General features: G+C 59.2%; 23 protein-coding genes. 16 read left to right on the forward strand and 7 right to left on the reverse strand.

All coding sequences use genetic code 11. The features are described from left to right. Positions 1–26 precede the first annotated feature (26 nt). Positions 27–833: a tRNA cyclic N6-threonylcarbamoyladenosine(37) synthase TcdA gene (tcdA, locus tag C1N56_RS04130; protein ID WP_021507387.1), complete on the forward strand. Its 807-nt coding sequence runs from the start codon at positions 27–29 to the stop codon at positions 831–833. Here the strand turns inward: tcdA and csdE are convergent. Continuing rightward, the gene (gene csdE / locus C1N56_RS04135) at positions 821–1,273 is read right to left on the reverse strand and encodes a cysteine desulfurase sulfur acceptor subunit CsdE (RefSeq protein ID WP_021507386.1); all 453 of its coding nucleotides are present in this window, start codon (positions 1,271–1,273) and stop codon (positions 821–823) included. The genes tcdA and csdE overlap by 13 nt on opposite strands. Before the next feature lie 4 nt (positions 1,274–1,277). Beyond that, complete coding sequence (gene csdA / locus C1N56_RS04140; protein WP_104093651.1) at positions 1,278–2,483, reverse strand: cysteine desulfurase CsdA; 1,206 nt, start codon at positions 2,481–2,483, stop codon at positions 1,278–1,280. Between the two features lie 208 nt (positions 2,484–2,691). On the opposite strand from csdA, the gene C1N56_RS04145 reads away from it, so the two are divergent. From C1N56_RS04145 to rlmM, 4 genes are all read left to right on the forward strand, one after another. Further along, the gene (locus C1N56_RS04145) at positions 2,692–2,916 is read left to right on the forward strand and encodes a YgdI/YgdR family lipoprotein (protein ID WP_010616412.1); all 225 of its coding nucleotides are present in this window, start codon (positions 2,692–2,694) and stop codon (positions 2,914–2,916) included. 342 nt (positions 2,917–3,258) lie between these two features. Continuing rightward, positions 3,259–4,176, forward strand: coding sequence for a transcriptional regulator GcvA (locus tag C1N56_RS04150; RefSeq protein ID WP_010616414.1), 918 nt, complete (start codon positions 3,259–3,261; stop codon positions 4,174–4,176). Between the two features lie 50 nt (positions 4,177–4,226). Next, complete coding sequence (locus C1N56_RS04155) at positions 4,227–4,622, forward strand: DUF423 domain-containing protein (RefSeq protein WP_021507384.1); 396 nt, start codon at positions 4,227–4,229, stop codon at positions 4,620–4,622. Then, positions 4,615–5,715, forward strand: coding sequence for a 23S rRNA (cytidine(2498)-2'-O)-methyltransferase RlmM (gene rlmM / locus C1N56_RS04160; RefSeq protein WP_021507383.1), 1,101 nt, complete (start codon positions 4,615–4,617; stop codon positions 5,713–5,715). The genes C1N56_RS04155 and rlmM overlap by 8 nt, the downstream gene beginning before the upstream one ends. A gap of 754 nt (positions 5,716–6,469) precedes the next feature. On the opposite strand, the gene xni is transcribed toward rlmM, so the two are convergent. The 3 genes from xni to queF all read right to left on the reverse strand — a co-directional run bounded on the left by xni (position 6,470) and on the right by queF (position 9,672). Then, positions 6,470–7,237, reverse strand: a complete 768-nt coding sequence (gene xni / locus C1N56_RS04165; RefSeq protein WP_394517157.1) for a flap endonuclease Xni — start codon at positions 7,235–7,237, stop codon at positions 6,470–6,472. A gap of 38 nt (positions 7,238–7,275) precedes the next feature. Next, entirely contained in the window at positions 7,276–8,640 is a 1,365-nt protein-coding gene (gene ppnN / locus C1N56_RS04170) for a nucleotide 5'-monophosphate nucleosidase PpnN (RefSeq protein WP_021507381.1), read from the reverse strand. 186 nt (positions 8,641–8,826) lie between these two features. Then, entirely contained in the window at positions 8,827–9,672 is an 846-nt protein-coding gene (gene queF / locus C1N56_RS04175; RefSeq protein WP_058757052.1) for an NADPH-dependent 7-cyano-7-deazaguanine reductase QueF, read from the reverse strand. A 62-nt stretch (positions 9,673–9,734) separates the two neighbouring features. Between queF and syd the strand changes: the two genes are divergently transcribed. The 4 genes from syd (at position 9,735) to C1N56_RS04195 (ending at position 12,436) form a co-directional block, all read left to right on the forward strand. Further along, a complete protein-coding gene (gene syd / locus C1N56_RS04180) occupies positions 9,735–10,283 on the forward strand; it encodes a SecY-interacting protein (RefSeq protein ID WP_059010890.1) in 549 nt (182 codons plus the stop codon). A gap of 588 nt (positions 10,284–10,871) precedes the next feature. Continuing rightward, on the forward strand, positions 10,872–11,198 hold the full coding sequence (locus C1N56_RS04185) for a YqcC family protein (RefSeq protein WP_058771608.1): 327 nt from the start codon (positions 10,872–10,874) through the stop codon (positions 11,196–11,198). Beyond that, positions 11,198–11,977, forward strand: a complete 780-nt coding sequence (gene truC, locus C1N56_RS04190; protein ID WP_088516885.1) for a tRNA pseudouridine(65) synthase TruC — start codon at positions 11,198–11,200, stop codon at positions 11,975–11,977. The genes C1N56_RS04185 and truC overlap by 1 nt, the downstream gene beginning before the upstream one ends. Before the next feature lie 12 nt (positions 11,978–11,989). After that, positions 11,990–12,436 carry a flavodoxin gene (locus C1N56_RS04195; protein ID WP_021507375.1) on the forward strand — a complete coding sequence of 149 codons (447 nt, stop codon included), beginning with the start codon at positions 11,990–11,992 and terminating at the stop codon, positions 12,434–12,436. Positions 12,437–12,561: 125 nt separating this feature from the next. On the opposite strand, the gene garD is transcribed toward C1N56_RS04195, so the two are convergent. Next, positions 12,562–14,121 carry a galactarate dehydratase gene (gene garD, locus C1N56_RS04200; RefSeq protein WP_021507374.1) on the reverse strand — a complete coding sequence of 520 codons (1,560 nt, stop codon included), beginning with the start codon at positions 14,119–14,121 and terminating at the stop codon, positions 12,562–12,564. Positions 14,122–14,628: 507 nt separating this feature from the next. Between garD and C1N56_RS04205 the strand changes: the two genes are divergently transcribed. From C1N56_RS04205 to C1N56_RS04230, 6 genes are all read left to right on the forward strand, one after another. After that, the gene (locus tag C1N56_RS04205) at positions 14,629–15,975 is read left to right on the forward strand and encodes an MFS transporter (protein ID WP_058771607.1); all 1,347 of its coding nucleotides are present in this window, start codon (positions 14,629–14,631) and stop codon (positions 15,973–15,975) included. A 10-nt stretch (positions 15,976–15,985) separates the two neighbouring features. Continuing rightward, positions 15,986–17,332 (forward strand): enolase C-terminal domain-like protein, encoded by a 1,347-nt coding sequence (locus C1N56_RS04210; protein ID WP_058780273.1) that lies wholly within the window; start codon positions 15,986–15,988, stop codon positions 17,330–17,332. Positions 17,333–17,342: 10 nt separating this feature from the next. Further along, entirely contained in the window at positions 17,343–18,674 is a 1,332-nt protein-coding gene (gene gudD / locus C1N56_RS04215) for a glucarate dehydratase (RefSeq protein ID WP_125310155.1), read from the forward strand. 52 nt (positions 18,675–18,726) lie between these two features. Further along, on the forward strand, positions 18,727–19,494 hold the full coding sequence (garL, locus tag C1N56_RS04220) for a 2-dehydro-3-deoxyglucarate aldolase (protein WP_021507370.1): 768 nt from the start codon (positions 18,727–18,729) through the stop codon (positions 19,492–19,494). Positions 19,495–19,513: 19 nt separating this feature from the next. After that, a complete protein-coding gene (gene garR, locus C1N56_RS04225) occupies positions 19,514–20,398 on the forward strand; it encodes a 2-hydroxy-3-oxopropionate reductase (RefSeq protein ID WP_394517158.1) in 885 nt (294 codons plus the stop codon). 85 nt (positions 20,399–20,483) lie between these two features. After that, complete coding sequence (locus C1N56_RS04230) at positions 20,484–21,623, forward strand: glycerate kinase (protein WP_059010900.1); 1,140 nt, start codon at positions 20,484–20,486, stop codon at positions 21,621–21,623. 165 nt (positions 21,624–21,788) lie between these two features. Here C1N56_RS04230 and barA read toward each other — a convergent pair whose 3' ends face one another. Further along, positions 21,789–24,518, reverse strand: coding sequence for a two-component sensor histidine kinase BarA (gene barA, locus C1N56_RS04235; protein ID WP_394517159.1), 2,730 nt, complete (start codon positions 24,516–24,518; stop codon positions 21,789–21,791). A 90-nt stretch (positions 24,519–24,608) separates the two neighbouring features. On the opposite strand from barA, the gene rlmD reads away from it, so the two are divergent. Further along, entirely contained in the window at positions 24,609–25,925 is a 1,317-nt protein-coding gene (rlmD, locus tag C1N56_RS04240; protein ID WP_338670843.1) for a 23S rRNA (uracil(1939)-C(5))-methyltransferase RlmD, read from the forward strand. The last annotated feature ends 21 nt before the right edge of the window (positions 25,926–25,946 follow it).

Consider the following 25,946-nt stretch of genomic DNA (forward strand, 5'->3'; position numbering starts at 1 on the left):
CTGCGCATCGTACTAAAAGGTTAGCTATGAAAGTTGTCAGCGACGCCTGGCGCCAGCGATTTGGCGGCACGGCGCGTCTCTACGGGCAGGAAGCACTGCAGCGTTTTGCCGACGCGCATTTCTGCGTCATCGGCATCGGCGGCGTCGGTTCCTGGGCGGCCGAAGCGCTGGCGCGCACCGGCATCGGTAAAATTACCCTGATCGACATGGACGATGTGTGTATTACCAATACCAACCGTCAGATTCATGCCTTGCAGGGGCATGTCGGTCAGGCGAAAACTGAGGTGATGGCGCAGCGTATTCACGCCATCAATCCGGAGTGTGAGGTGATCTGCATCGATGACTTTATCACGCCGGACAATACCGCTGAGCTGATGGCTGCGGGGTTCGACTATGTGATTGACGCGATTGATAGTGTGCGCCCTAAGGCTGCGCTGATTGCCTGGTGCCGGCGTAATAAGATCCCGCTGATCACCACCGGTGGCGCCGGCGGACAGATTGATCCGACGCAGATTCAGGTCAGTGACTTAGCCAAAACCATTCAGGATCCGCTGGCTGCCAAACTGCGCGAGCGGCTGAAAAGTGATTTTGGCGTAGTGAAAAACAGCAAGGGTAAACTGGGGATCGACTGCGTGTTCTCTACCGAGGCGCTGGTGTATCCGCAGCCGGACGGCAGCGTATGCGCTTCGCGTAGCACGGCGGAAGGGCCAAAGCGCATGGACTGTGCCGCCGGCTTTGGTGCGGCCACCATGGTGACCGCCACCTTTGGTTTTGTTGCGGTGTCGCACGCGCTGAAAAAATTCCTCGCGCGCGCGGCGCGTCAGTCTGCCTGATGCGCGCGGGCAGCACGCTGTACCGCCTCAGCCAGCGCCTGTAAACCACTGCTGCGCGAGGCGCTCAGCTGCGCGCGCAGCCCTAAGGTATCAAACAGCGCCAGCGGGTCTGTGGCTAACAGCGCCGCGGGCGTTTTTCCTTCCACCGCTGTCAGCAGCACCGCCAGCAATCCGCGCACGATGCGTCCCTCGCTGTCACCGTAAAAATGCAGCGTACCGTCGGCCCGCTGCTGGCTGCTGAGCCAGACGCGGTTTTCGCAGCCGGAGAGCTCAATTTCCGCCGTTTTCAGCGCTTCCGGCAGCGCCGGCAGCTGGCGGCTGAGCTGAATCAGCTGGCGGTAGCGATCTTCCCACTGATGAAAATGGGCAAACTTCTCCGTCAGGCTGGCTTCGGTAATCAGGTCACCAAACGGATGGGGGGCAAGCAGGGCTGATGTCATTACGTTACTCACTCAGTAAATCCACGGCATGGTGCATGGCGCGCACCAGCGCGTCCACGTCCTGCAGATTATTATAGGGGGCAAATGAGACGCGCAGCGTGCCGCTGACGCCAAGCGCCGCCATCAGCGGCTGGGCACAGTGCTGGCCGGCGCGCAGCGCGATGCCCTGTTCCGCCAGCAGCGTCACGATATCGCTGTGGTGAATACCGGCGATATCAAACGCCAGCAGGCTGGCGCTGCCGCAGCGGAAACTGCGGAAGCCGGGAATAGCGCTGAGTTGTTCTTCGGCAAGGCTGGCCAGCTGCTGGCTCCAGCGTTCGGCTTTTTCCGCATCGTACTGCCCCAGCCAGTCCAGCGCCGCACTCAGCCCGACCACGCCCGCCACGTTCGGCGTGCCTGCTTCAAAGCGCCACGGCACCGGCTGCGGCGTGAAGCCGCTGAAATCGACCTGCGTCAGCATTTTGCCGCCGCCCTGCCACGGCGGCATCGCGTCCAGCAGCTCCGCTTTGCCGTACAGCACACCAGTGCCCATCGGACCATACAGCTTGTGCGCGGAAAAGGCGTAGAAGTCGATATCCAGCGCCTGCACATCCGGCGGGCAGTGCACCACGCCCTGCGCGCCATCCACCATCACTTTCGCCCCGACGCCGTGCGCCAGCGTAATCGCCTGCGCCAGATCCGGACAGCCGCCGGTCACGTTAGACATCTGACCTATCGCCAGCAGACGGGTGCGCGCGTTGAGCAGCTGCGGCAGCAGGGCGATATCCGGGCGCCGGTCAGCGCCAAGCGGCCACTTTATCACTTTCGCACCGCTGGCCTGCGCCACCATCAGCCACGGCACCAGATTGGCGTGGTGCTCGGCTTCGCTCACCACAATCTCGTCGCCCGGCTGCAGGCGCGGCGCCAGCCAGCTGTGCGCCACCAGGTTGATGGCTTCCGTGGTGCCACGCGTCCAGACGATTTGCCGATCGTCCGCCGCCTGCAGCCAGTGCGCCACGCGCGCCCGCGCCTGTTCATATTGTGCCGTCAGCGCGCGGGCAGCGGCGAACTGGCTGCGGTGGACGGTGCCGCCGCTCAGCGAATAAAACTGCGCGGTCGCGTCAATCACCGCCTGCGGCTTCAGCGCGGTGGCAGCGCTGTCGAGATAGACACCCGCATCGCTCAGCGCGGGAAACTGCTGACGAAACTCGCCAGGAGAGAAATGGGTCATACTCAGCTCACTTACTTGGATGTTAGGACCAGGCTGAAAGCCACGCCGTGGCCTGGCAAAGCTGGAAAAGCGCGTTATGCTAATTATTGCAAGGTTTGAACCGAAACCCGCATAACGAATCGGTCTGTTCCAGTCGATCGCTCTGTTTGCTGCCACTGGTCAGCGCACGCGGGTGGTTTAATGCAATCAATCTGCAAGGAGATAGAAGATGAATAAACTCGCCGCAGTGCTGGCCGTGTGCACCATGGCCTTTACCCTGGCCGCCTGTTCCAGCAACTACGTCATGCATACCAATGATGGTCGCACCATTGTTGCGGATGGCAAACCAAAAGTTGACGATGAAACCGGTATGATCAGCTATAAAGATGCCAATGGCAACGAGCAGCAGATTAACCGCTCAGATGTGAAAGAGATGGTGGAAATGGGCCAGTAAGCCCGGTTAGCAGGTAAAAAAAAGCACCGCAATTTGCGGTGCTATTTAAAATCACTATGGACAGACAGGGTAAATCTACAGGAATTAAAAGTTTGATCTGCAATCGTCAGATCAAAATGCAAACACAACATCACGACCACAAGCCAAAAGCTCTCTAAAAGTCTGCGATCTCTCGCACGTTTCCAGAAATCTTTTCGTTCCGGCTCAGGAAGTGCGGCAACTATAGGTATTTGCTGGAGCTTCCTCAACGGACAAATTATAATGTCTCGGATTAAAAAATCTAATACGTAACGACTTTGTATAAGTTGTAGTGTTACGCCGTCAATCCGGGTACGGAAAACCATGTCAAAACGCCTTCCGCCGCTTAATGCTCTTCGCGTCTTCGACGCTGCGGCCCGTCATTTGAGCTTCACCAAAGCCGCTGAGGAGCTGTTTGTCACCCAGGCGGCTGTCAGCCATCAGATTAAATCGCTGGAAGATTTTCTCGGTCTCAAGCTGTTTCGCCGGCGCAATCGTTCGCTGTTACTGACCGAAGAGGGTCAAAGCTACTATCTCGATATCAAAGAGATTTTTTCGGCACTGAACGATGCCACGCGCAAACTGCAGGCGCGCAGTGCCAAAGGGGCACTCACCGTCAGCCTGTTGCCGAGTTTCGCCATTCAGTGGCTGGTTCCGCGCCTCTCCAGCTTTAATCTGGCTTATCCGGGCATTGATGTGCGTATCCAGGCGGTGGACCGTGATGAGGAGAAGCTGGCCGATGATGTCGACGTGGCGATTTTTTACGGCCGCGGCAACTGGCCCGGTTTGCGGGTAGAAAAATTGTATGCCGAATATCTGCTGCCGGTGTGCTCGCCGCTGCTGCTGACTGGCGACAATCCGCTCAAATCACCGGCCGATCTGGCGCATTTCACGCTGCTGCATGACGCCTCGCGCCGTGACTGGCAATCCTATATTCGTCAGCTGGGCTTGCAGCACATTAATGTTCAGCAGGGGCCGATCTTCAGCCACAGCGCCATGGTGCTGCAGGCGGCGATCCACGGCCAGGGCGTGGCGCTGGCCAATAACGTGATGGCGCAGAGTGAAATTGAGGCCGGACGACTGGTCTGTCCTTTCAACGATGTCTTAGTGAGTAAAAATGCTTTTTATCTGGTTTGTCATGACAGCCAGGCAGAACTGGGTAAAATAGCCGCCTTTCGGCAGTGGATTCTGGAAAAAGCCGCAACTGAACAAGAAAAATTCCGCTTCCGCTACGATCACTAACGCGTTGCCTGCCGCACAGTGATGTGCGGTTTCACCTTGAGGATAAATGAATGTCCAGTCGTGCCATGTTTATATTTGCCGCCATCAGCGGCTTTCTGCTGGTGGCGTTTGGTGCTTTTGGGGCGCACGTGCTGAGCAAAGCGCTCGGCGCGGCCGAGATGGCGTGGATCCATACCGGCCTTGAATATCAGGCGTATCATACGCTGGCGATTATTGGTATTGGCGCAGCGATGCTGCGTCGCGCCAATATCTGGTTTTACTGGAGTAGCGCCGCGATGGCGCTGGGTATCGTCCTGTTCAGCGGTAGCCTGTATTGTCTGGCGCTGTCGCACCTGAAGTTTTGGGTGTTTGTTACGCCGGTTGGAGGCCTGTGCTTCCTGATTGGCTGGTTTTTGATGTTGATTGGCGCGCTGCGTCTGAAACGAAAGGCAGATCGCCATGAATAAAGTTTTACTCTATTGCCGTCCGGGATTTGAGAAAGAGTGTGCGGCAGAAATCAGTGCCAAAGCAGCGGAACGTGAAATCTATGGTTTTCCGCGCGTTAAAGATGACGCCGGTTATGTGCTGTTTGAGTGTTATCAGCCGGAAGAGGCGGAAAAACTGATCGCCACGCTGCCGTTCGCGGAGCTGATTTTTGCCCGGCAAATGCTGGTGGTGGGCGAGCTGCTGCGCGATCTCCCGCCGGAAGATCGTATTACCCCGATCGTCGGTATGCTGAGCGGCGTAGTGGAGAAGGGCGGCGAGCTGCGCGTTGAAGTGCCCGACACCAATGAAGCCAAAGAGCTGACCAAATTTTGCCGCAAGCTGACGGTACCGCTGCGCGCCAGCCTGCGCGACAGCAAAATCCTGCTGAATTATGAGAGCAATAAACGTCCGGTAGTGCATGTGTTCTTTATCGCGCCGGGCACCTGCTACGTTGGTTATTCGCTGCCGCACAACAACTCGCCGTTTTACATGGGCATTCCGCGCCTGAAGTTCCCGGCCGATGCGCCAAGCCGCTCTACGCTGAAGCTGGAAGAAGCATTCCACGTGTTCGTGCCGGCCGATGAGTGGGACGAACGGCTGGGCAGCGGCATGTATGCGGTCGATCTCGGTGCCTGCCCCGGCGGCTGGACCTATCAGCTGGTGAAGCGCAGCATGTGGGTGTACGCGGTGGATAACGGCCCGATGGCGCCGAGCCTGATGGATACCGGACAGGTTACGCACTGCCGCGAAGACGGTTTCAAATTCCGCCCGCCGCGCAGCAACATCAGCTGGCTGGTGTGCGACATGGTGGAAAAACCGGTGCGCGTCGCCAGCCTGATGACCGAATGGCTGGTCAACGGCTGGTGCCGTGAGGCGATCTTCAACCTCAAGCTGCCAATGAAAAAGCGCTATGAAGAAGTTACGCAGAATCTGGCAATGATGGACGCGGCGCTGAAGGAGAAGGGCGTAAACGCGCAGATCCAGGCGCGCCAGCTGTATCACGACCGCGAAGAAGTGACCGTGCATGTGCGCCGGATTTGGGCGGCAGTCGGCGGACGGCGCGACGAACGCTAGTTCTGCTTCATACTTTGCGCTATCGCGGCGTTGGCTGCGCCTGCTCGCCCCGGTCACATACTAATGTATGCTCCCGGGGACTCCCAGGCTTGCCGCCTTGCGCTAGCACAAATTATTTCGCAGAACTTAGTTGCACTCATCCGTAGCGGCGCGATTTATCGCGCAATGAGCGGGATTGAAACTTCCCTGAACAGCTCGGGCTTGTCGTCCTGCGGTGGCACAAATTATTTCGCAGAAACTAGGTGCACTAGCCCGTAGCGGCGCGATTCATCGCGCAATGAGCGGGATTGAAACTTCCCTGAACAGCTCGGGCTTGCCGTCCTGCGGTGGCACAAATTATTTCGCAGAAATTAGGTGCACCAGCCCGTAGCGGCGCGATTCATCGCGCAATAAATTGCGCCGCTACCAAAACCGCAACCGGTGTGGAATGGGGCTATAACTTGCCTGAACAGCTCGGGCTTGTCGTCCTGCGGTGGCACAAATTATTTCGCAGAAACTAGGTGCACTAGCCCGTAGCGGCGCGATTCATCGCGCAATGAGCGGGATTGAAACTTTCCTGAACAGCTCGGGCTTGTCGTCCTGCGCTTGCACAAATTATTTCGCAGAACTTAGTTGCACTCATCCGTAGCGGCGCCATTCATCGCGCAATAAATTGCGCCGCAACCAAACCCGCGATCGTTGCGGAAGGGGGCTGAAACCTGCCTGAACAGCTCAGGCTTGCCGTGCTGCTGTAGGGGCACCATTCATGGCGACCTCAATGACGCGCCGGACCCTGATACCGCAGCGTATTTAAATTCCCCTGCAACACCAAATCCCGCTTCAACGTTGACACCTGTCGGCACACCTCGGCGGTTGCGCGGTGATCGCGTAACTTCTTCTGCCACTTCTCAGGTAGCAGATCCAGCTGCTGATACAGCGCCTCGAGCGAACCAAACTGCAGCAGCAGTTCCCGTGCGCTTTTCGGTCCGATGCCGGGCACGCCTGGAATTTTGCTGCTGCTGATACCGCATAAGCCCCAGTAATCCGCCAGCTGGGCCGGCGCGACGCCGAACTCCTGTTCGATAAACGGCACGTCCAGCCAGCGCTTCTGAAAATAATCGCGGATGCGGATGCTCGGTGCCAGCAGCTGGCAGTAACCTTTATCGGTGGAAACGATGGTGGCCTGATGACCGGCGTCGGCCATCTTCACTGCCAGCGTCGCGGCCAGATCGTCCGCTTCATCCTGTTCGGCAACCCAGCAACTGACACCGCTGGCCTCAAAGGCCGCCTGCAGCGAGGCCATCTCCTGCTGTAAATCGTCCGGCATCGGCGGGCGACCCGCTTTGTAGTCCGGCAATAACTGATGACGCCAGCCAGGCTGTCGGTCATGGCTGTCAAACACCGCCACCACGTGCGTTGGCCGCGTGTGGCCCAGCAGCTGATGCAGCGCCGCCACGCAGGCCTCACGACAGGGCGAACCCTGCACCGCATGCAGGCGGCGGATCAGATTGAGCGCGTCGATAATAAGCAGATGAAGCGACATAGTGATACCGGCAGCCCGCAGGCTGCCTTCCTGATGGGTTATTTGATGATTTCGTAGCAGGGGATGTAAGCGCTGCCGGGCAGCTTCATGCGCTGCTGCGCGACGAAGCCCTGCAGCAGTTCGTCCATGCGGTGCATCAGATCGGCATCGCCTTGCAGCTGATACGGACCTTTTTCCCGGATTTCGCGGATCCCCATCTCTTTGACGTTACCGGCCACGATGCCCGAGAAGGCACGCCGCAGATCCGCCGCCAGTTTTTCCGCTGGCTGATTCGGGAACAGCTTGAGGTTGGCCATATTTTCGTGGGTCGGCAGGAACGGCACCTGCAGATCCGGTGCAATGCGAATCGACCAGTTGAAGCTGTAGGCATCGCCGGTTTCGCGGCGGTACTCTTTCACCTGCGGCATGGCTTTCTTCATCAGACGCGCCACTTCCGCAGCATCATCAATGATGATTTTGTAATGCCGGCGCGCGGCTTCACCCAGCGTATTAACGATGAAATCATCCAGCACGCGGAAGTAATCGGCGCTCTCTTTTGGCCCGGTGAGGATCAGCGGCAGGACCTGGTCGCTGTTCTGCGGATTCATCAGAATGCCCAGCAGATACAACAGCTCTTCTGCCGTGCCGACGCCGCCCGGGAAGATCACGATGCCGTGCGCGATGCGCACAAAGGCTTCCAGACGCTTTTCGATATCCGGCATGATGATCAGTTCATTCACCAGCGGGTTAGGTGGCTCCGCAGCGATGATCGACGGTTCGGTCAGGCCGATAAACCGGCTGTCGTGATAGCGCTGCTGTGCATGGCCTACCGCTGCCCCTTTCATCGGCGCTTCCATCACGCCCGGACCACAGCCGGTACAGATGTTCAGTTCGCGCAGGCCCATCTGGGTCCCGACATTGCGGCAATATTGATATTCGACCGCGTTGATGGAGTGACCGCCCCAGCACACCACAGTGTTGGGATATTCGCCCACGTGCAGCGCGCGTGCGTTGCGCAGAATAGAGAACACCTGATTGGTGATGTGCGCGGAGTCGGTGACGTCCTGATTTTGTAAACGATCCGCCGCCGAGAGCTGACCGTTAACAAACAGAATGTCGCGCAGTACGGCAAACAGGTTCGCCTGCAGCGAACGGATAATCCGGCCGTCAACAAACGCCTCTTCCGGCGGGTTGATCAGCTCCAGTTTCACGCCGCGCTCGCGGCGCAGCACGTTGATGTCAAAGTTTTCGAAGCGGGAAAGCAGTTCGTGGCTACTGTCGGTCTGGCTGCCGGAGTTGAGTACCGCCAGCGAGCAGTTGCGAAACAGCTGGTAGAGATCGCTGCTGGCAGTACGCTTCAGCATGTCGACTTCCAGCTGGGAGAGCAGATCCATTGAGCCAAGCGGGCTGATATGTGTAATCAAGAGAACTCCTTTACACGCAAATGCGTGACTGATGACGCTGCGCTTAACCCGTTGAGCGCAGTGACGAAAATCCTTCGGTAAGCACGCTGTCGCCCTCGCGCCTGTACCAGAGTACCGTTGTCGGCCGCGAATGCTCAAGTGGAACCGCGCATCCGTGCGGCGGCCTGCGAGACATCTCGCAATCTGTTACTGGCGCACCAGGCGGGAGTAGCCCGGCGTGAAGGGGACATTGCTTCGCCACGGATTGATATCCAGCCCGCCGCGCCGCGTGTAGCGCGCGTAGACGGTTAATGCTGCTGGCTGACAAAAGCGCTGAATATCGTTAAAAATACGCTCGACGCACTGCTCGTGAAACTCATTGTGCTGGCGGAACGAAATCAGATAGCGCAGCAGCGCTTCGCGATCGATACGCGGGCCCTGATAGCGAATCATCACCGAGCCCCAGTCCGGCTGATTGGTGATCAGACAGTTCGATTTCAGCAGATGGCTGACCAGCGTCTCTTCAACCACTTCGCTGCCCGTTGCGCTGGCGAGGTAGTCAGCGTTAAAGCCGTAATCGCTGATGGTGATATCCTGCTCGTCGATGACATCGCCAGCGAAGTGCCCGATCGGCTGACCTTCCACTTCGCTCAGGCGAAACAGCGCCACGCTGACCTGGCCGTTAGCGCAGGCGCTGAGATCGCGCTCCAGCGTTTGCCGTACGGCGCCCCAGTCGGCGAAAATCGTCTGGTTAAAGCTGTTAAGATAGAGTTTGAAGCTTTTGGACTCGATCAGATTCACGCTGTCGGCGCTTAGCACCACTTCGCCGACCGCGACCTGCGGCACGCCTTTGCTGTTTAGCCAGGAGAGTTCATACAGCGTCCAGATATCTGCGCCGTGGAACGGCAGGTTATCGGGATAAAGCCCGAGCGGCTCACGATTCAGGCTGCGCGGCACCGCCTGCAGCAGCGTGTTATCGTAGCGATCAACATACGCGGTGGGCTTACCCAAAGTCAGGCCGCTCAGCGCCGTATCCCGGTTTTCAGAAGACATAACGGTTACCACTAAAATCCATCAAAGGGAGTCAGTGTAACCGATCACCAGCGAGAAGATGAATGATGCAGCAAACCGCAGAGGCCCTGCGCGATTTTACCGCCCGTTATGTAGCGCACTGGCAGCAGCAGCACGGCCATTTTCCCGCCAGCGCAGAGCTGTACGGCGTGCCGTCGCCCTGCATCATCAGTGAATTGGATGAGCGCGTCCTGTGGCAGCCGCAGGACTTTACCCTGCCAGCCTCGCTGGCAGCCGTTGAGCGCGCGCTGGATATTCAGCTGCAGCCGGACCTCACCACGTTCTATACCACGCAATTTGCCGGCGACATGCATGCGCAGTTTGCGCAGCAGCCGCTGACGCTGCTGCAGGTGTGGAGCGAGGACGATTTTACCCGCCTGCAGGAGAACCTGATTGGTCATCTGGTGATGAAGCGCCGTCTGAAACAGAGCCCGACGTTGTTTATCGCCACTACAGATTCGGAGCAGGATGTTATCGCGGTGTGTAATCTGACCGGTGAGGTGATTGTGGAGCAGCCGGGAACGAAAAAACGGCAGAAACTGGCGGTGGATATTCAGACATTTCTTAATGCTTTACAACCGGTTAGTTCGTGAGTTGCAGACTTTTCTCGCAGCCTTTGTAAGAGATCTCTCACAACTGTTGTGCGAGATCGCCAGAACATTGCGCAGACTTCCGGAAGTCCGCAATGTAAAAATATTGTGAATCATGCAGTTATGGCATCAATCCGAAAATACAGACATGGCTTAATCGTTTAACAGCGCTTACTGACTTGTTATTGCGATGGTTTCTGCCAGAATAGTCACCACTGGCAGGAAGCCACGGATTGAGAGACGTTCAGGAGAATGTCAGCCAGGCGGCAGGAACGTAACGGAGTTTACGTCACAGGGAAGGCTTCAGGATGAAGCGGGACACTCCGGAGTGAGTAAAGGACACCTCCAGGATGGAGAATGAGAGCCACGCGGGATGTGGCGGGCCAGGATGCTAAGGACCAATGTCACGATGACAGGCGACGGAAAGCGCAGGAACAGTTGTCAAGGATGAGCAGGGAGCACAGCGGTGGCGGGAATGCTGCAAACGAACCGGGAGCACTGTAATCACAGTGCTCCCTTTTTTTATGCCGTTTTTGCGCGCGCACCCACTAATGATATGCTTGCCGCCCCTTTTTGACGCGGAGGTAGCGTATGTCGACGCACCTGATTATTCAGCGGCTGCAGCAGGTCGAAGCGGTGATGCGCGAACACGGCCACTGGCAGACGCACGCCCCGGCGGCGGAAGCCTTTAATAGCACGCAACCTTTCTGTCTCGATACCCTGCAGCCGCTCGAATGGCTGCAGTGGGTCCTGCTGCCGCGCATGCAGGCGCTGCTTGACGCCGGCGCCGCGCTGCCGCAAAACTTCGCCGTTACACCTTATTATGAGATGGCCCTGCCGCCCACCACGCCGGGCCATGCAGCGCTGCTGCTGACGCTCAGCCAGCTTGATGCGCTGTTTGCGCCGCCGGACGCCTGATGCTGGAGATCATTTATCAGGATGCATGGCTGGTTGCGGTAAATAAACCGGCGGGCTGGCTGGTGCACCGCAGCTGGCTCGATCGCAAAGAGAAAGTGGTGGTGATGCAGACGGTGCGCGATCAGATTGGTCAGCACGTATTTACCGCGCATCGCCTCGATCGTCCCACGTCTGGCGTGCTGCTAATGGGGCTCTCCAGCGAAATCGGGCGGCTGCTGGCGCAGCAGTTTGAGCAGCATCAGATTCAGAAAACCTATCACGCAGTGGTGCGCGGCTGGCTGGACGGTAGCGCAACGCTGGATTATCCGCTGGTAGAAGAGCTGGATAAAATTGCGGACAAGTTTGTCACGGAACCGCGCGCGCCACAGCCGGCGGTCACCGATTATCGCGCGCTGGCGCAGGCAGAACTGCCGGTGGCCATCGGCAAGTACCTCAGCGCACGTTATACGCTGGTTGAGCTGTCGCCGCACACCGGGCGCAAGCATCAGCTGCGGCGCCATATGGCACACCTGCGTCATCCGATTATTGGTGACAGCTCGCACGGCGATCTGCGGCAGAACCGCGGTGCCGCAGCCCACTTTGGCATGGATCGCCTGATGCTGCACGCCAGTGCGCTGACGCTAACGCATCCGGTGACTGGCGAACCGCTGGTGATTCGCGCCGGGCTGGATCGCGTCTGGCAGCAGATGCTGCAATCGTTTGGCTGGCAGCAGCAACTGCCCGATGTGCCGAGGGTTGAGTTTGCCGCTGAGGCAGTCCAGGATAAGCCGACAGAATAAAGGAGCGGCAAAATGGCAAAGATTGGCATTTTTACAGGTACGGTGTACGGCAACGCGCTGCTGGTTGCCGAAGAGGCGCAGCCGGTGCTGGAAGCGCAGGGGCATGAGGTGAAGGTGTTTGAAGATCCGTCACTGGCCGACTGGCAGGCTTACAGCAAAGAGGTCGCGTTAATTGTTACCTCGACCACCGGGCAGGGCGATTTTCCGGACAATATCGCGCGACTGTATGTGCAGGTGCGCGATGAGCTGGGCTATCAGCCTGAGCTGCGCTATGGCGTGATCGCTTTAGGCGACAGCAGTTACGACCATTTCTGTGGAGCAGGAAAGACTTTTGATGCCACGCTGCAGGAGCAGCAGGCGCAGCGTATTGGCGAGGTGCTGCTGGTGGATGCGACGGAAAATCCGGAGCCCGAGTCAGTGACCACGCCGTGGGTGGAGAGCTGGGGTAAGTTGTTGTAAATCAGGCCCTCACCCTAACCCTCTCCCGCAGGCGGGAGAGGGAACAGCCTGTGCGCGCGGGGGCTGCGGGGATTAACCTTAACGGTTCACCCGAACCGCTTCCTCTTCCGTCAGGTGTGCACACATCACGTCACCGGTGCCGGATTGAATACCGCCAGCTGATTACGGATTCCCCAGCGATCTGACCACGTCTGTTTACGTCCGCTGGCGATATCCAGAATCAGCTCAAACAGCCGCCAGCCGACCTGTTCAATACTCTCTTCGCCCGTCGCGATGGTGCCGGCATTGATGTCCATCAGGTCATGCCAGCGGTTCGCCAGCGCGCTGCGCGTCGCCATTTTAATCACCGGAATCGCCGCCAGACCGTAAGGCGTGCCGCGTCCGGTGGTGAACACCTGTAGCGTAATGCCGGAAGCCATCTGCTGGGTGCCACAGACAAAATCGCTGGCCGGCGTGGCGGCGTAAATCAGCCCGCGCTGCGTCGGGCGCTGTCCGGGTGACAGCACTTCGACAATCGGGCTGCGGCCGGATTTAGCAATTGAGCCCAGCGCTTTTTCTACCACATTGGCCAGGCCACCTTTTTTATTGCCCGGCGACGGATTCGCGCTGCGGTCGGTTTGCCCCTGGCTCAGATAATCGTCGTACCACGCCATCTCTTCCAGCAGCCGTTTGCCCACCGCTTCGTTTACCACGCGCGGTGTCAGCAGATGGATCGCATCGCGCACCTCGGTCACTTCCGAGAACATCACCGTCGCACCACAGCGCACCAGCAGATCCGAGGCAAAGCCAACCGCCGGATTGGCCGTCACGCCGGAAAACGCATCGCTGCCGCCGCACTGGGTGCCGACCACCAGCGCTGACGCCGGGCAGGTTTCGCGCTGACGCTGGTTGAGTTTTTTCAGATGGCGCTCGGCCACCTGCAGAATTTCATCGACCATCGCGCCAAAACCCACGTGACGCTCATCCTGCAGGCGCACGATATCGCGCTCATCCAGCGAAATGGCCTGTACGTCCGGTGTACCGGTGAGCAGGCGCTCCGGCTGTAATTTCTCGCAGCCGAGGCTCACCACCATCACTTCGCCGCCAAAATTAGGATTCAGTGCAAGGTTGTGAATGGTGCGAATGGGCACCACCGCCGCCGGTGCGTTGATCGCCACGCCGCAGCCATATAAATGGTTGAGCGCCACCACGCCGTCGACGTTGCTGTAGCGCGGCAGCAGATCGCGCTCAATCAGCTGCACCACGTAATCCACCACGCCCGCCACGCAGTGCACGCTGGTGGTGATGCCGAGCAGATTGCGCGTGCCGACGCTGCCGTCGGCGTTGCGATAGCCTTCAAAGGTGTATCCTTCCAGCGGTGGCAGGGGCGGCGGCACGTTAGTTGCCAGCGGCAGGCTGGCCAGCGGCGGGGCGGCGGGCAGTGCCACCAGCGACTCCTCAATCCAGCTGCCGCGCGCAATCGGGCGCAGCGCTGTGCCAATCACTTCACCGTAACGCACGATGTCGCCATGCAGGGCGATATCGCTCAGCGCCACTTTGTGCCCCTGCGGCACATGCTCAGTCAGTTGCAGACCGTCATCAAAGCGGCTGCCTGCGGGCAATCCCTGATCGTTGACCACAATCGCCACGTTATCGGCGTCGTGCACTTTAATGTAGCGCGGTTTGTCTGTCAGAGGTCGGTTCATTGCTCACCTTCCGGTTTGTCGCACCGGTCATAGCGGTGCGGTTGAAATCACGTCCGTCACATCATCGTTATTTGCCAGCCTCAGTATAAGCAGGGGTATTCACCCGCGCATTGTGCAACTGACTGGCTTTGTGCCGCGATCGGCGCGCAGTTTGGTTCGTTTTACCAAACGCAAGTGAAGAGCCTCACAAAGCGTACGCTTGCTGTTCACTTTTGCAGCAATCTGGCGGCTGGATGGCGGGTTCCGTGAGCCACGCCGCAGCGTTATGGGCAAATGCCAGAAAATCGTGCCGGATTGATGATTATCCTCGGGCGTTCCTCCAGTGTTTCGCGGTGATGCTGTTCCTATACTGATTGCCGTTCTTCAACGTTTGGTTATTCGTCACGACGCATCATCGTTTTGCCATAACAACAATCGCCGTGTTTAACCCAACATCATTCTGATACCCAACGCGATGTGTATGCAGTCAGAGTGAATGTAGCGTTCGCTATATTTCAGGAGTGCATCATGAATAGTTACAGCCAGACAGCGGCAGCGGTGCAGAAGCGCACCAACGCCCGTTACTGGATTGTGGTGATGTTATTTATCGTCACCTCGTTCAACTACGGTGACCGGGCCACCATTTCGATTGCCGGTTCGGCGATGTCGAAGGAGATCGGTCTCGATTCCGTCGGCCTCGGCTACATCTTCTCCGCCTTCTCGTGGGCGTACGTTATCGGTCAGATTCCTGGCGGCTGGCTGCTGGACCGCTTCGGCTCCAAACGCGTCTATTTCTGGAGCATCTTCCTGTGGTCGCTGTTTACCCTGTTGCAGGGCTTCGTCGACATCTTTAGCGGCTTCGGCATTGTGGTGTCACTGTTCCTGCTGCGCTTCATGGTGGGGCTGGCGGAAGCGCCGTCTTTCCCGGGTAACAGCCGTATTGTTGCTGCCTGGTTCCCGGCGCAGGAGCGCGGTACCGCCGTCGCCATCTTTAACTCCGCCCAGTACTTCGCCACGGTGATTTTCGCACCGATCATGGGCTGGCTGGTGGCCGAGGTGGGCTGGGCGCACGTGTTCTGGTTCATGGGCGGGCTGGGCATCATTCTCAGCTTTATCTGGCTGAAAGTAATTCATGACCCGAACGATCACCCTGGCGTGAACAAAGCCGAGCTGGAGTACATGGAGCAGGGCGGTGCGCTGATTAACATGGATGCGAAGAAAGCCGAGCGTAAAGTGAGCTGGGATGAGAAGTGGTTTCAAATCAAGCAACTGCTCTCCACCCGCATGATGTGGGGGATCTATCTCGGTCAGTACTGCGTTAACGCCCTGACCTACTTCTTTATTACCTGGTTCCCGGTGTATCTGGTGCAGGCGCGCGGCATGTCGATTCTTAAAGCCGGCATGATCGCCTCGATTCCCGCCATCTGCGGCTTCCTCGGCGGCGTGCTGGGCGGCGTGATTTCAGATTATCTGATGCGTAAAACCGGCTCGCTGAACATCGCGCGTAAAACCCCGATTGTCATCGGTATGCTGCTCTCCATCAGCATGGTGATGTGTAACTACACCGAAACCGAATGGGTAGTGGTGCTGTTTATGGCGCTGGCGTTCTTTGGTAAAGGCATTGGCGCGCTGGGCTGGGCGGTGATGGCCGATACCGCACCCAAAGAGATCAGCGGCCTGAGCGGCGGTCTGTTCAATATGTTCGGTAACTTCTCTGGCATCGTCACGCCGATTGCCATTGGTTACATCATCGCCACCAGCGGTTCGTTTGAAGGGGCGCTGATTTATGTCGGCATCCATGCGTTTGTGGCGGCGTTCAGCTTCCTGGTGATAACCGGCGATATCAAACGTGTCGAACTCAAACCCCGGTCATAAGGAACCGAATATGAATACGCAAAGTTCCCCGGTGATTACCGACATGCAGGTGGTTCCGGTGGCGGGTTACGACAGCATGCTGCTCAACATCGGCGGCGCGCACAGCGCCTGCTTCACCCGCAATATCGTGGTGCTGACCGACAGCGCCGGCCACACCGGCGTCGGCGAAGCGCCGGGCGGTGAAACCATCTATGAGACGCTGGTCGCGGCAATACCGCAGGTGAAAGGGCAGCAGGTGGCGCGCATGAACCGGCTGGTGCAGCAGGTGCACAAAGGTAACCAGTCGGCGGATTTCGATACCTTCGGCAACGGCGCCTGGACGTTTGAGCTGCGGGTCAATGCGGTGGCGGCGCTGGAAGCGGCGCTGCTCGACCTGCTCGGCCAGTGCCTCGGCGTGCCAGTGGCCGAACTGCTGGGGCCGGGTCAGCAGCGCGATGAGGTCACGGTGCTGGGCTACCTGTTTTACATTGGCGATCGGCGTAAGACTGATTTGCCGTATCAGAGCGGCGACGCGGCCGGTCACGACTGGTATCACCTGCGCCACCAGGAGGCGCTGACGCCGGACGCGGTGGTGCGCTTAGCCGAAGCGGCGCAGGACAGGTACGGCTTCAAAGATTTCAAACTGAAAGGCGGCGTGCTGCCGGGCGAGCAGGAGATTGCCTCGGCGGTGGCATTGAAGCAGCGTTTCCCGGACGCGCGCATCACCGTCGATCCCAACGGCGCCTGGCATCTGGATGAAGCCATCGCGCTGTGCAAAGGCCTGCACGAGGTGCTGAGCTATGCCGAAGATCCGTGCGGTGCCGAGCAGGGATATTCCGGGCGCGAAGTCATGGCCGAGTTTCGCCGCGCCACCGGTCTGCCGGTCGCCACCAATATGATCGCCACCAACTGGCGGGAGATGAACCACGCGGTGATGCTCAACGCGGTCGATATTCCGCTGGCCGACCCGCACTTCTGGACGCTGAGCGGCGCGGTACGCGTGGCGCAGCTGTGTGATGAGTGGGGGCTAACCTGGGGCTGCCACTCCAATAATCACTTCGACATTTCGCTGGCGATGTTTACCCACGTCGGCGCGGCGGCACCGGGTAAACCGACCGCCATCGATACCCACTGGATTTGGCAGGAGGGCGACCAGCGCCTGACCAAAGAGCCGCTGCAGATCCGCAATGGCAAAATTGCCGTGCCGGACAAGCCCGGCCTCGGCGTTGAACTGGACTGGGATCGCCTGCGCCAGGCTAACGCCCTGTATCAATCGCTGCCGGCAGGCGCCCGTAATGACGCCACGGCAATGCAATATCTGGTTCCCGGATGGTCGTTCGACCGCAAGCGTCCGGCTTTTGGACGCCGCCATGCATAAGGAGCAGGAAATGAGTCACACCCCGAAAATTACAGCAATGCAGGTCATTCCGGTGGCCGGTTACGACAGCATGCTGCTGAATCTGAGCGGTGCCCACGCGCCGTTTTTTACCCGCAATATCGTGATTGTGAAAGATAACGCCGGCCACACGGGCGTGGGCGAGATCCCCGGCGGCGAGAAAATTCGTCAGACGCTGGAAGACGCGGCGGCGCTGGTAACCGGAAAAACTGTCGGCGAGTACAAAAATATCCTCACCCTGGTGCGCACTACCTTTGCCGATCGCGATGCCAGCGGGCGCGGCAATCAGACCTTTGACCTGCGCACCACCATTCACGTGGTGACCGGCATCGAAGCGGCGCTGCTGGATCTGCTCGGCCAGCATCTGGGCGTCAACGTGGCGTCGCTGCTGGGCGAAGGACAGCAGCGTGACCGTGTCGAGATGCTCGGCTACCTGTTTTACATCGGCGATCGCCGCAAAACCTCACTGCCGTATCAGAGCCAGACCGATGATCCGTGCGACTGGTATCGCCTGCGGCATGAGGAAGCGCTGACGCCGGACGCGGTGGTGCGCCTGGCAGAAGCCGCCTATGAAAAATATGGCTTTAACGATTTCAAACTGAAAGGTGGCGTACTGCGCGGCGGTGAAGAGGCCGAAGCAGTAACGGCACTGGCGAAGCGTTTCCCGCAGGCGCGCGTGACGCTCGATCCCAACGGCGCCTGGTCGCTGAATGAGGCCATCCTGCTCGGTAAACAGCTGAAAGGCGTGCTGGCTTATGCAGAAGATCCGTGCGGCGCTGAACAGGGTTACTCCGGACGTGAAGTGATGGCCGAGTTCCGGCGCGCCACCGGTCTGCCTACCGCCACCAATATGATCGCCACCGACTGGCGCCAGATGGGCCACACGCTGTCGCTGCAGTCGGTCGATATTCCGCTGGCCGATCCGCACTTCTGGACCATGCAGGGCTCGGTGCGCGTGGCGCAGATGTGTCATGACTTCGGCCTGACCTGGGGTTCGCACTCCAACAACCATTTCGATGTTTCGCTGGCGATGTTCACCCATGTGGCCGCCGCCGCACCGGGCGCCATTACCGCCATCGACACCCACTGGATCTGGCAGGAGGGCAACCAGCGCCTGACCAAAGAGCCGTTGCAGATCAAGGGTGGCATGGTGCAGGTGCCGCAGAAGCCGGGCCTTGGCGTCGAACTGGACATGGATCAGGTGATGCAGGCCCATGCGCTGTATCAGCAGCATGGACTGGGCGCGCGCGACGATGCGCAGGCGATGCAGTTCCTCGTGCCGAACTGGACATTTGATAACAAGCGTCCGTGCCTGGTGCGCTGATTTTATTCCGCGCGCCCGCGGGCGGCGGTGCTAAATAACAGGAGTAGAGATCATGAGCAATGCCTGGCCCAACCCTTTTCGTCGTCGTTTGCTGGCAGGGGAAACCCTGATTGGCAGCTGGTGCGCCCTTGCCAATCCTCTCACCACGGAAGTGCTGGGGCTGGCGGGCTTTGACTGGCTGGTGCTGGATGGCGAACACGCGCCGAACGACATCACCACCTTTATTCCGCAGCTGATGGCGCTCAAAGGCAGCCCGAGCGCGCCGGTGGTGCGACCGCCGTGCAATGAGCCGATCATCATCAAGCGTCTGCTGGATATTGGCTTCTATAACTTCCTGATTCCGTTTGTGGAAACCGCAGAAGAGGCGGCGCGCGCGGTGGCATCCACCCGCTATCCGCCAGCCGGTATACGCGGCGTGTCGGTTTCACATCGCAGCAACATGTACGGCACGCTGGCGGACTACAACGCCACCATCAATGACAACATCACCGTGCTGGTGCAAATCGAAACCCAGCAGGCGGTGGACAACATTGACGCCATCGCAGCGGTTGACGGCGTAGACGGCATCTTTGTCGGCCCGGGCGATCTGTCAGCGGCGCTGGGCTATCTCGGCCAGCCGGCGCATCCGGAAGTGCTGAAAGTGATCCGTTACATCCTTGAGCGCGCCAAAGCCGCCGGTAAGCCGAGCGGGATTCTGGCACCGGTGGAGGCTGACGCACGCCGTTATCTCGAATGGGGTGCCAGCTTTGTTGCCGTCGGCAGCGACTTGGGTGTTTTCCGCCACGCCACGCAGGCGCTGTGCGACAAATTTAAGCAGTAACTGACGAAGGGGAAAGGCAATGAAAATTGGATTTATCGGCCTCGGTATCATGGGCAAACCGATGAGTAAAAACCTGGTGAAAGCCGGTTACACCCTGGTGGTGCGCGACCACAACGCCAGCAACGAAGCCGAACTGGTGGAGCTGGGTGCCACCGTGGCGAAAACGCCGAAAGAGCTGGCCGCGCAGGTTGACGTGGTGATCACCATGGTGCCGAACTCACCGCAGGTGAAAGAGGTGTGTCTGGGCGAGAACGGCATCATCGAAGGGGCGAAGCCGGGGGTGGTAGTGATCGACATGAGCTCCATCGCGCCGCTGGCCAGCCGCGAAGTGCATGATGCGCTGGCAGAAAAAGGCATCAGGATGCTGGATGCGCCGGTGAGCGGCGGTGAGCCAAAAGCGATTGAAGGCACGCTGTCGGTGATGGTCGGCGGCGATAAAGCGCTGTTTGATCAGTGCTACGATGTTCTTAAGGCGATGGCCGGTTCGGTGGTGCACACCGGCGATATCGGCGCGGGCAACGTCACTAAACTGGCCAACCAGGTGATTGTGGCGCTCAACATTGCCGCGATGTCAGAGGCGCTGTCGCTGGCCACCAAAGCCGGCGTCAATCCGGAACTGGTTTACCAGGCGATTCGCGGCGGTCTGGCGGGCAGCACCGTGCTGGATGCCAAAGCGCCCATGGTGCTGAATCGCAACTTTAAGCCTGGCTTCCGTATCGATTTGCATATCAAGGATTTAGCCAATGCGCTTGATACCTCACACGGCATTGGCGCACATCTGCCGCTGACCGCAGCGGTGATGGAGATGATGCAGGCGCTAAAAGTCGACGGGCAGGGTACGTCCGATCATAGCGCGCTGGCTTGCTATTATGAAAAATTAGCCAAAGTTGAGATCACCCGGTAGTGCCCGCGTCCGGTGTCTGCGGATGCCGGACGCTGTACTGCCTTAGCCAGACGGATTTCCGTCATCTACCGCGCTCGGATTGCCTATGAAAATTGTCATCGCACCGGATTCATACAAAGAGAGTTTGTCCGCCCTGGAAGTGGCTACCGCGATAGAAGCGGGATTTCGCGAAATTTTCCCCGCCGCTGACTATGTCAAAATACCGGTCGCCGACGGCGGAGAAGGCACGGTTGAAGCAATGGTGGCGGCAACCCAGGGCAACATCGTCAGACTGACGGTGACCGGGCCGCTCGGCGAGCCGGTCGACGCGTTTTACGGATTATCCGGTGATGCGCGTACTGCCTTTATTGAGATGGCGGCGGCCAGCGGGCTGGAGCTGGTGCCTGCGGCACAGCGCGATCCGCTGATCACCACTTCCTACGGTACCGGTGAACTGATCAAAAACGCGCTGGATCGCGGCGTCGATCACATCATCATCGGCATCGGCGGCAGCGCCACCAACGACGGCGGTGCCGGCATGGTGCAGGCGCTCGGTGCCCGGCTGCTGGACAGCCACGGCAGCGGGATTGGCTACGGCGGCGGGGCACTGCCGCAGCTGGCGAAGATTGAGATCGCCGATCTGGATCCGCGCCTGCTGCAGTGCCGCATTGAAGTGGCGTGCGACGTGACCAATCCGCTGATTGGCGAAGAGGGTGCGTCAGCGATTTTTGGCCCGCAGAAAGGGGCCACGCCGCAGCTGGTGCAGCAGCTGGATGCCGCGCTCGGCCATTACGCCGCGATTATTCAGCGCGATCTGGATATTGATGTGCTGCACATCGCCGGTGGTGGCGCAGCCGGCGGCATGGGCGCGGCGCTGCATGCGTTTTGCCACGCGGAACTGCGGCGCGGCATTGAGATTGTCACCGAAGCGCTGGGGCTGGCGCAGCAGGTGCAGGATGCTGATCTGGTGATTACCGGTGAAGGGCGCATCGACAGTCAGTCAGTCAACGGCAAAGTGCCGGTTGGCGTGGCGCAGGTGGCGAAGCAGTTCAATAAGCCGGTCATCGGTATTGCCGGCAGCCTGACGGCGGATGTCGGTGTGGTGCATCAGCACGGGATCGACGCGGTGTACAGCGTGCTGTCGGGTATCTGTTCGCTGGAAGAGGCGCTGGCCAATGCCGCGCAGAATGTCCGCCTGACGGCAAGGAACGTCGCTGCCACGATCAAGGTGGGGCAGGGGTTGTAAGGGGAGGCGGTGCGGTTTTCCCCTCACCCCAGCCCTCTCCCGCAGGCGGGAGAGGGGGCTGATGGTGCACGGATTTGGATTTCGCGCTGTTCCTCTGGATCGCACCGGACGGTTCCCTCTCCCGCCGGGAGAGGGTTAGGGTGAGGGCCCAGCGCACAACCCTCACTACGCCACGCCCAGCACCTGACGCGCTTCGCGCGCCACATTCGCCATCTCGTCGCTCAGCTCCAGCAGTTCTGGTTCCAGCGCTGCGATATCGCTCTCCTGATGCAGACTCTTCTCCAGCTGCTGACACAGCTGTTTCAGCCGTGGCACGCCGCTGTAGCTGGCGCTGCCGTGCAGCTTGTGGATAATCTCGCGCAGCCCATCGACGTCATTCTGCGTCATACACTGCGCCACGCGCTGCTCCACTTCCGGCAGAAAATCCAGCAGCATCTGCAGCAGATCGCGCGCCAGCTCGGCTTTATTCGCCGCCTGACGCAATGCCAGCGCCCAGTCAAGTGAGGGTGCGATCGCCGGTTGTCGCACCGCGCTCGCCACGCTGCCCGGCGCATAGCGCTGCAGCAGCTGCTTCAGCTTGTCCTCATCAATCGGCTTGGCGAGATAGTCATTCATGCCGGCGGTGATCAACTGCTCACGTTCGCCATCCAGCGCATGCGCCGTGACCGCGACAATCGGCGTGCTGGCGTGCTGTGGCAGGCTGCGGATGATCTCGCTGGCGCGGATGCCGTCGATGTCCGGCATCTGAATATCCATCAGAATCACGTCCAGCCGCTGCTGCCGCGCCTGGTGAATCGCCTGACTGGCGTTGTCGCACAGAATGATGTTCTGGACCTGCTCCTCCAGCAATGCGCCGATCAGCTTCAGGTTGGCCGGATTATCATCCACCGCCATCACCGTCAGCGGCTGTCTTACGCCGCGCGGGGCGGCGTCGCTATGACGCATGTTGAGATCGAGCAGCATCGGCAGCAATCGCGTCAGCGACACCGGTTTGGCAATGCAGCCGGCGATACCGCGCGCGCGCAAATCATCGGCGAACAGCATCATTTCGCTCGGCAGCGCCAGCAGCACCGAGTCGGCGTGTGCGCGCAGGCGGGCAATCAGCGCATCGGACAGCGTAGCCGGATGCGGATCGCTGACCGGCAGCCCCATCAGCAGCAGCGGGAAATGGGCGTCGGGCAGATCGTCAAGGCTGGCAAAGTGCTGCACCTGCAGAGGCGTAATGCTCAGCATCTCCTGAACCGCTTTCGCCACCGCCGGATGGGGTTCGATATAAGCCAGCGGCGTGGCGTGCAGATCGTCCAGCATGCGTGGAATCGCCGGTGCGTTAGGATTGAGATCCAGATGTACTTGTACCCAGAAGGTGGAGCCCTGATTCTGCCGGCTGTGGAAGGCGATCTCACCGCCCATTTCGTGTACCAGTTTCTGCGTAATCACCAGGCCAAGACCGGTACCGCCGTGACGGCGCGAAATACTGGCGTCCGCCTGACGAAATGCCTGGAACAGCTGCGACTGCTGCTGCTCAGAGATACCGATGCCGGTATCGTGCACCTGAATCTCCAGTTCCGCCCGTGTGATGCTGAGATGACGCAGCTCGACGCGCAGATCAATGTGGCCGCGCTCGGTGAATTTGATGGCGTTGCCAATCAGGTTGATCAGAATTTGCTGCAGACGCAGCGGATCGCCAATCACATTATCCGGCACCTGTTTCTCCAGGCACACGGTGATCTCGAGGCCTTTCTCATGCGCGGACGGCGCCAGCAGCACCAGCGTTTCATCCAGCGTGGCGCGCAGCGGGAACGGGATCGACTCCAGCACCAGCTTACCAGCTTCCAGTTTGGAGAAATCGAGCACGTCGTTAATGATGCTCAGCAGGTTATTGGCCGAGCGCTCAATGGTGCTCATGTAATCACGCTGGTTGGTGCTCAGCCCGGTTTTCAGCATCTGGCGGGTAAAGCCAATCACGCCATTGAGCGGCGTGCGCAGCTCGTGCGACATATTGGCGAGAAACTCCGACTTGATGCGTGCCGCTTCCTGGGCGCGCTTTTTCGCCAGGTCCAGCTCGACGTTCTGAATCTCCAGCTGCTCCAGCGTTTCGCGCAGATCGTAGGTTGCCTGGTCGATGTTCTGCTGCATCTCTTCATGGTAGGCGGTGAGTGACATCGCCATGGCGTTGATGCCGTTTTTCAGGATGCTCAGCTCGCCCAGCATATAGCCATCCACGCGGCTGTCGAGCTGGCCGCGCCGGATGCGGTCCACGGTGGTAACCATGTTGCGAATCGGGCCGGTGACGTCGCGCATCAGTCGATAGGCAAACAACATGGCGATACACAGGCAAAACAGCAGCAGCAGAGTGGCGACAAACACCTCTTTGTACTGTTCCAGCCGCACCGACTGCAGATCCAGCTCAATCGCCACATAACCCAGCGGATTGCCTGCCGGCTTGGCGTCTTCACCCGGCAGTTCGTCCACCGAATAGCGTTCAGAGATAATCGGCGTGCGCAGCACCATCAGGTTGCCGTGTCGCTCCACCGACACGCCATCCGCCAGCGTGGAAATATCGGCTTTTTGCAGCAGCGCGAGGTTCTGGTTGTTATTGGAGCTGACGTAGATGTGATTGTTGTTGTCGAAAACCGTAATGGCACGGACAATATCGGAATGACGGCGATGCAGCAGGCTGACCAGCTCGCGAATCGCATCACGATTATGCCACGTCATGCCGTACTCGCTCGACACCGCCAGCGGTTCGATAATGTTAGCGCCGGCATCGCGCACCTGGTGCTGCAGTTCGTTGTAGCGGTGCACCACGAAGAAGGTACTGAGCAGCAGGCCAATCATCAGCGTCGGCGCCAGTATCAGAATCATCATTCGCGCCCGCAGGCTGTATTTGGTCATAATTGTGGCCTGGCGACTCCTGGCATTTTATCCCTGTGCAAAAACCGCATACGGCTGCACACCTAATGAAAACTGAGAATTCACAATACTATGGCGCAATTTTACTCCGCAAAACAGCGCGTGACGACGAAGCAACGTCTCAGCGTCACCATTGACGAGCTCGATCCCTTTGGTCAGGGCGTGGCGCGCCATAACGGTAAAACGCTGTTTGTCAGCGGCGCGCTGCCCGGCGAACAGGCCGAGGTGATCCTGACCGAAGATAAGCGTCAGTTTGCGCGCGGCAAAGCCAAAAAGATTACACAACCGAGCCCGCAGCGCCAGCAACCGCGCTGCATCCATTTCGGCGTATGCGGCGGCTGCCAGCAGCAGCACGTGTCCGTGGCGCTGCAGCAGGAAAGCAAAGCGCGGGCGCTGGGCCGCATGCTGAGTCAGGAAGCGGCGCTGCCGGTGCAGGTTGATGAGATCATCAGCGCTGCGCCCTGGGGCTATCGCCGGCGCGCGCGTCTCGGTTTGCAGTGGCTGCCGAAGCAGCAGCGCCTGCAGATGGGCTTCCGTCAGGCGGGCAGTAACGATCTGATTGATGTGACGCAATGCCCCGTTTTGGTGCCCGAGCTTGAGGCGCTGCTGCAGCCGCTGCACCACTGTCTCAGCCGCCTGCACGCAGTGAAACGGCTGGGGCATGTGGAACTGGTGCTGGCGGATAACGGTCCGCTAATGGTGCTGCGCCATCTTGATGCGCTCTCCGCTGCGGACCGGACAAAACTGGAACGTTTTTCGCATGAGCACCGGCTGATGATCTGGCTGGCGGACGGCAGTGACGCGCTGCAGGCGCTCGGCGCGGAGCAGCCTTACTACCGCTCGTTTGATTTGCAGCTAACCTTTAGCCCGCAGGATTTCATTCAGGTCAACGATGGCGTGAATCAGCAGATGGTGGCACAGGCGATTGCCTGGCTGGATCTGCAGCCGGACGATCGGGTGCTCGATCTGTTCTGCGGCATGGGCAACTTCACATTGCCGCTAGGAAAGTTCGTACAAAATGCGGTGGGTGTGGAGGGCGTTGCAGCATTAGTGCGCCAGGCAGAGTATAATGCTCAGCTTAACAATCTCAGAAATGTCTGCTTCTTCCAGCACAATTTAGAGGAAGATGTCTCGCGCCAGCCCTGGGCGGCGCAGGGATTTAATAAGGTGTTACTGGATCCGGCGCGTGCCGGGGCCGCGGGCGTGATGTCGCATATCGTTAAACTTGCGCCGCAACGCGTGGTCTATGTTTCCTGTAACCCGACAACACTTGCCCGCGACAGTCAGACATTACTGTCGGCGGGCTACCATCTGGAAAGGGTCGCGATGCTGGATATGTTCCCTCATACCAGCCATCTCGAATCCATGGTGCTGTTTAGCAAAACATAAGCGATGTTTAAGTCGCTGTGG

It is taken from the genome of Pantoea sp. SGAir0175, from assembly GCF_043547855.1.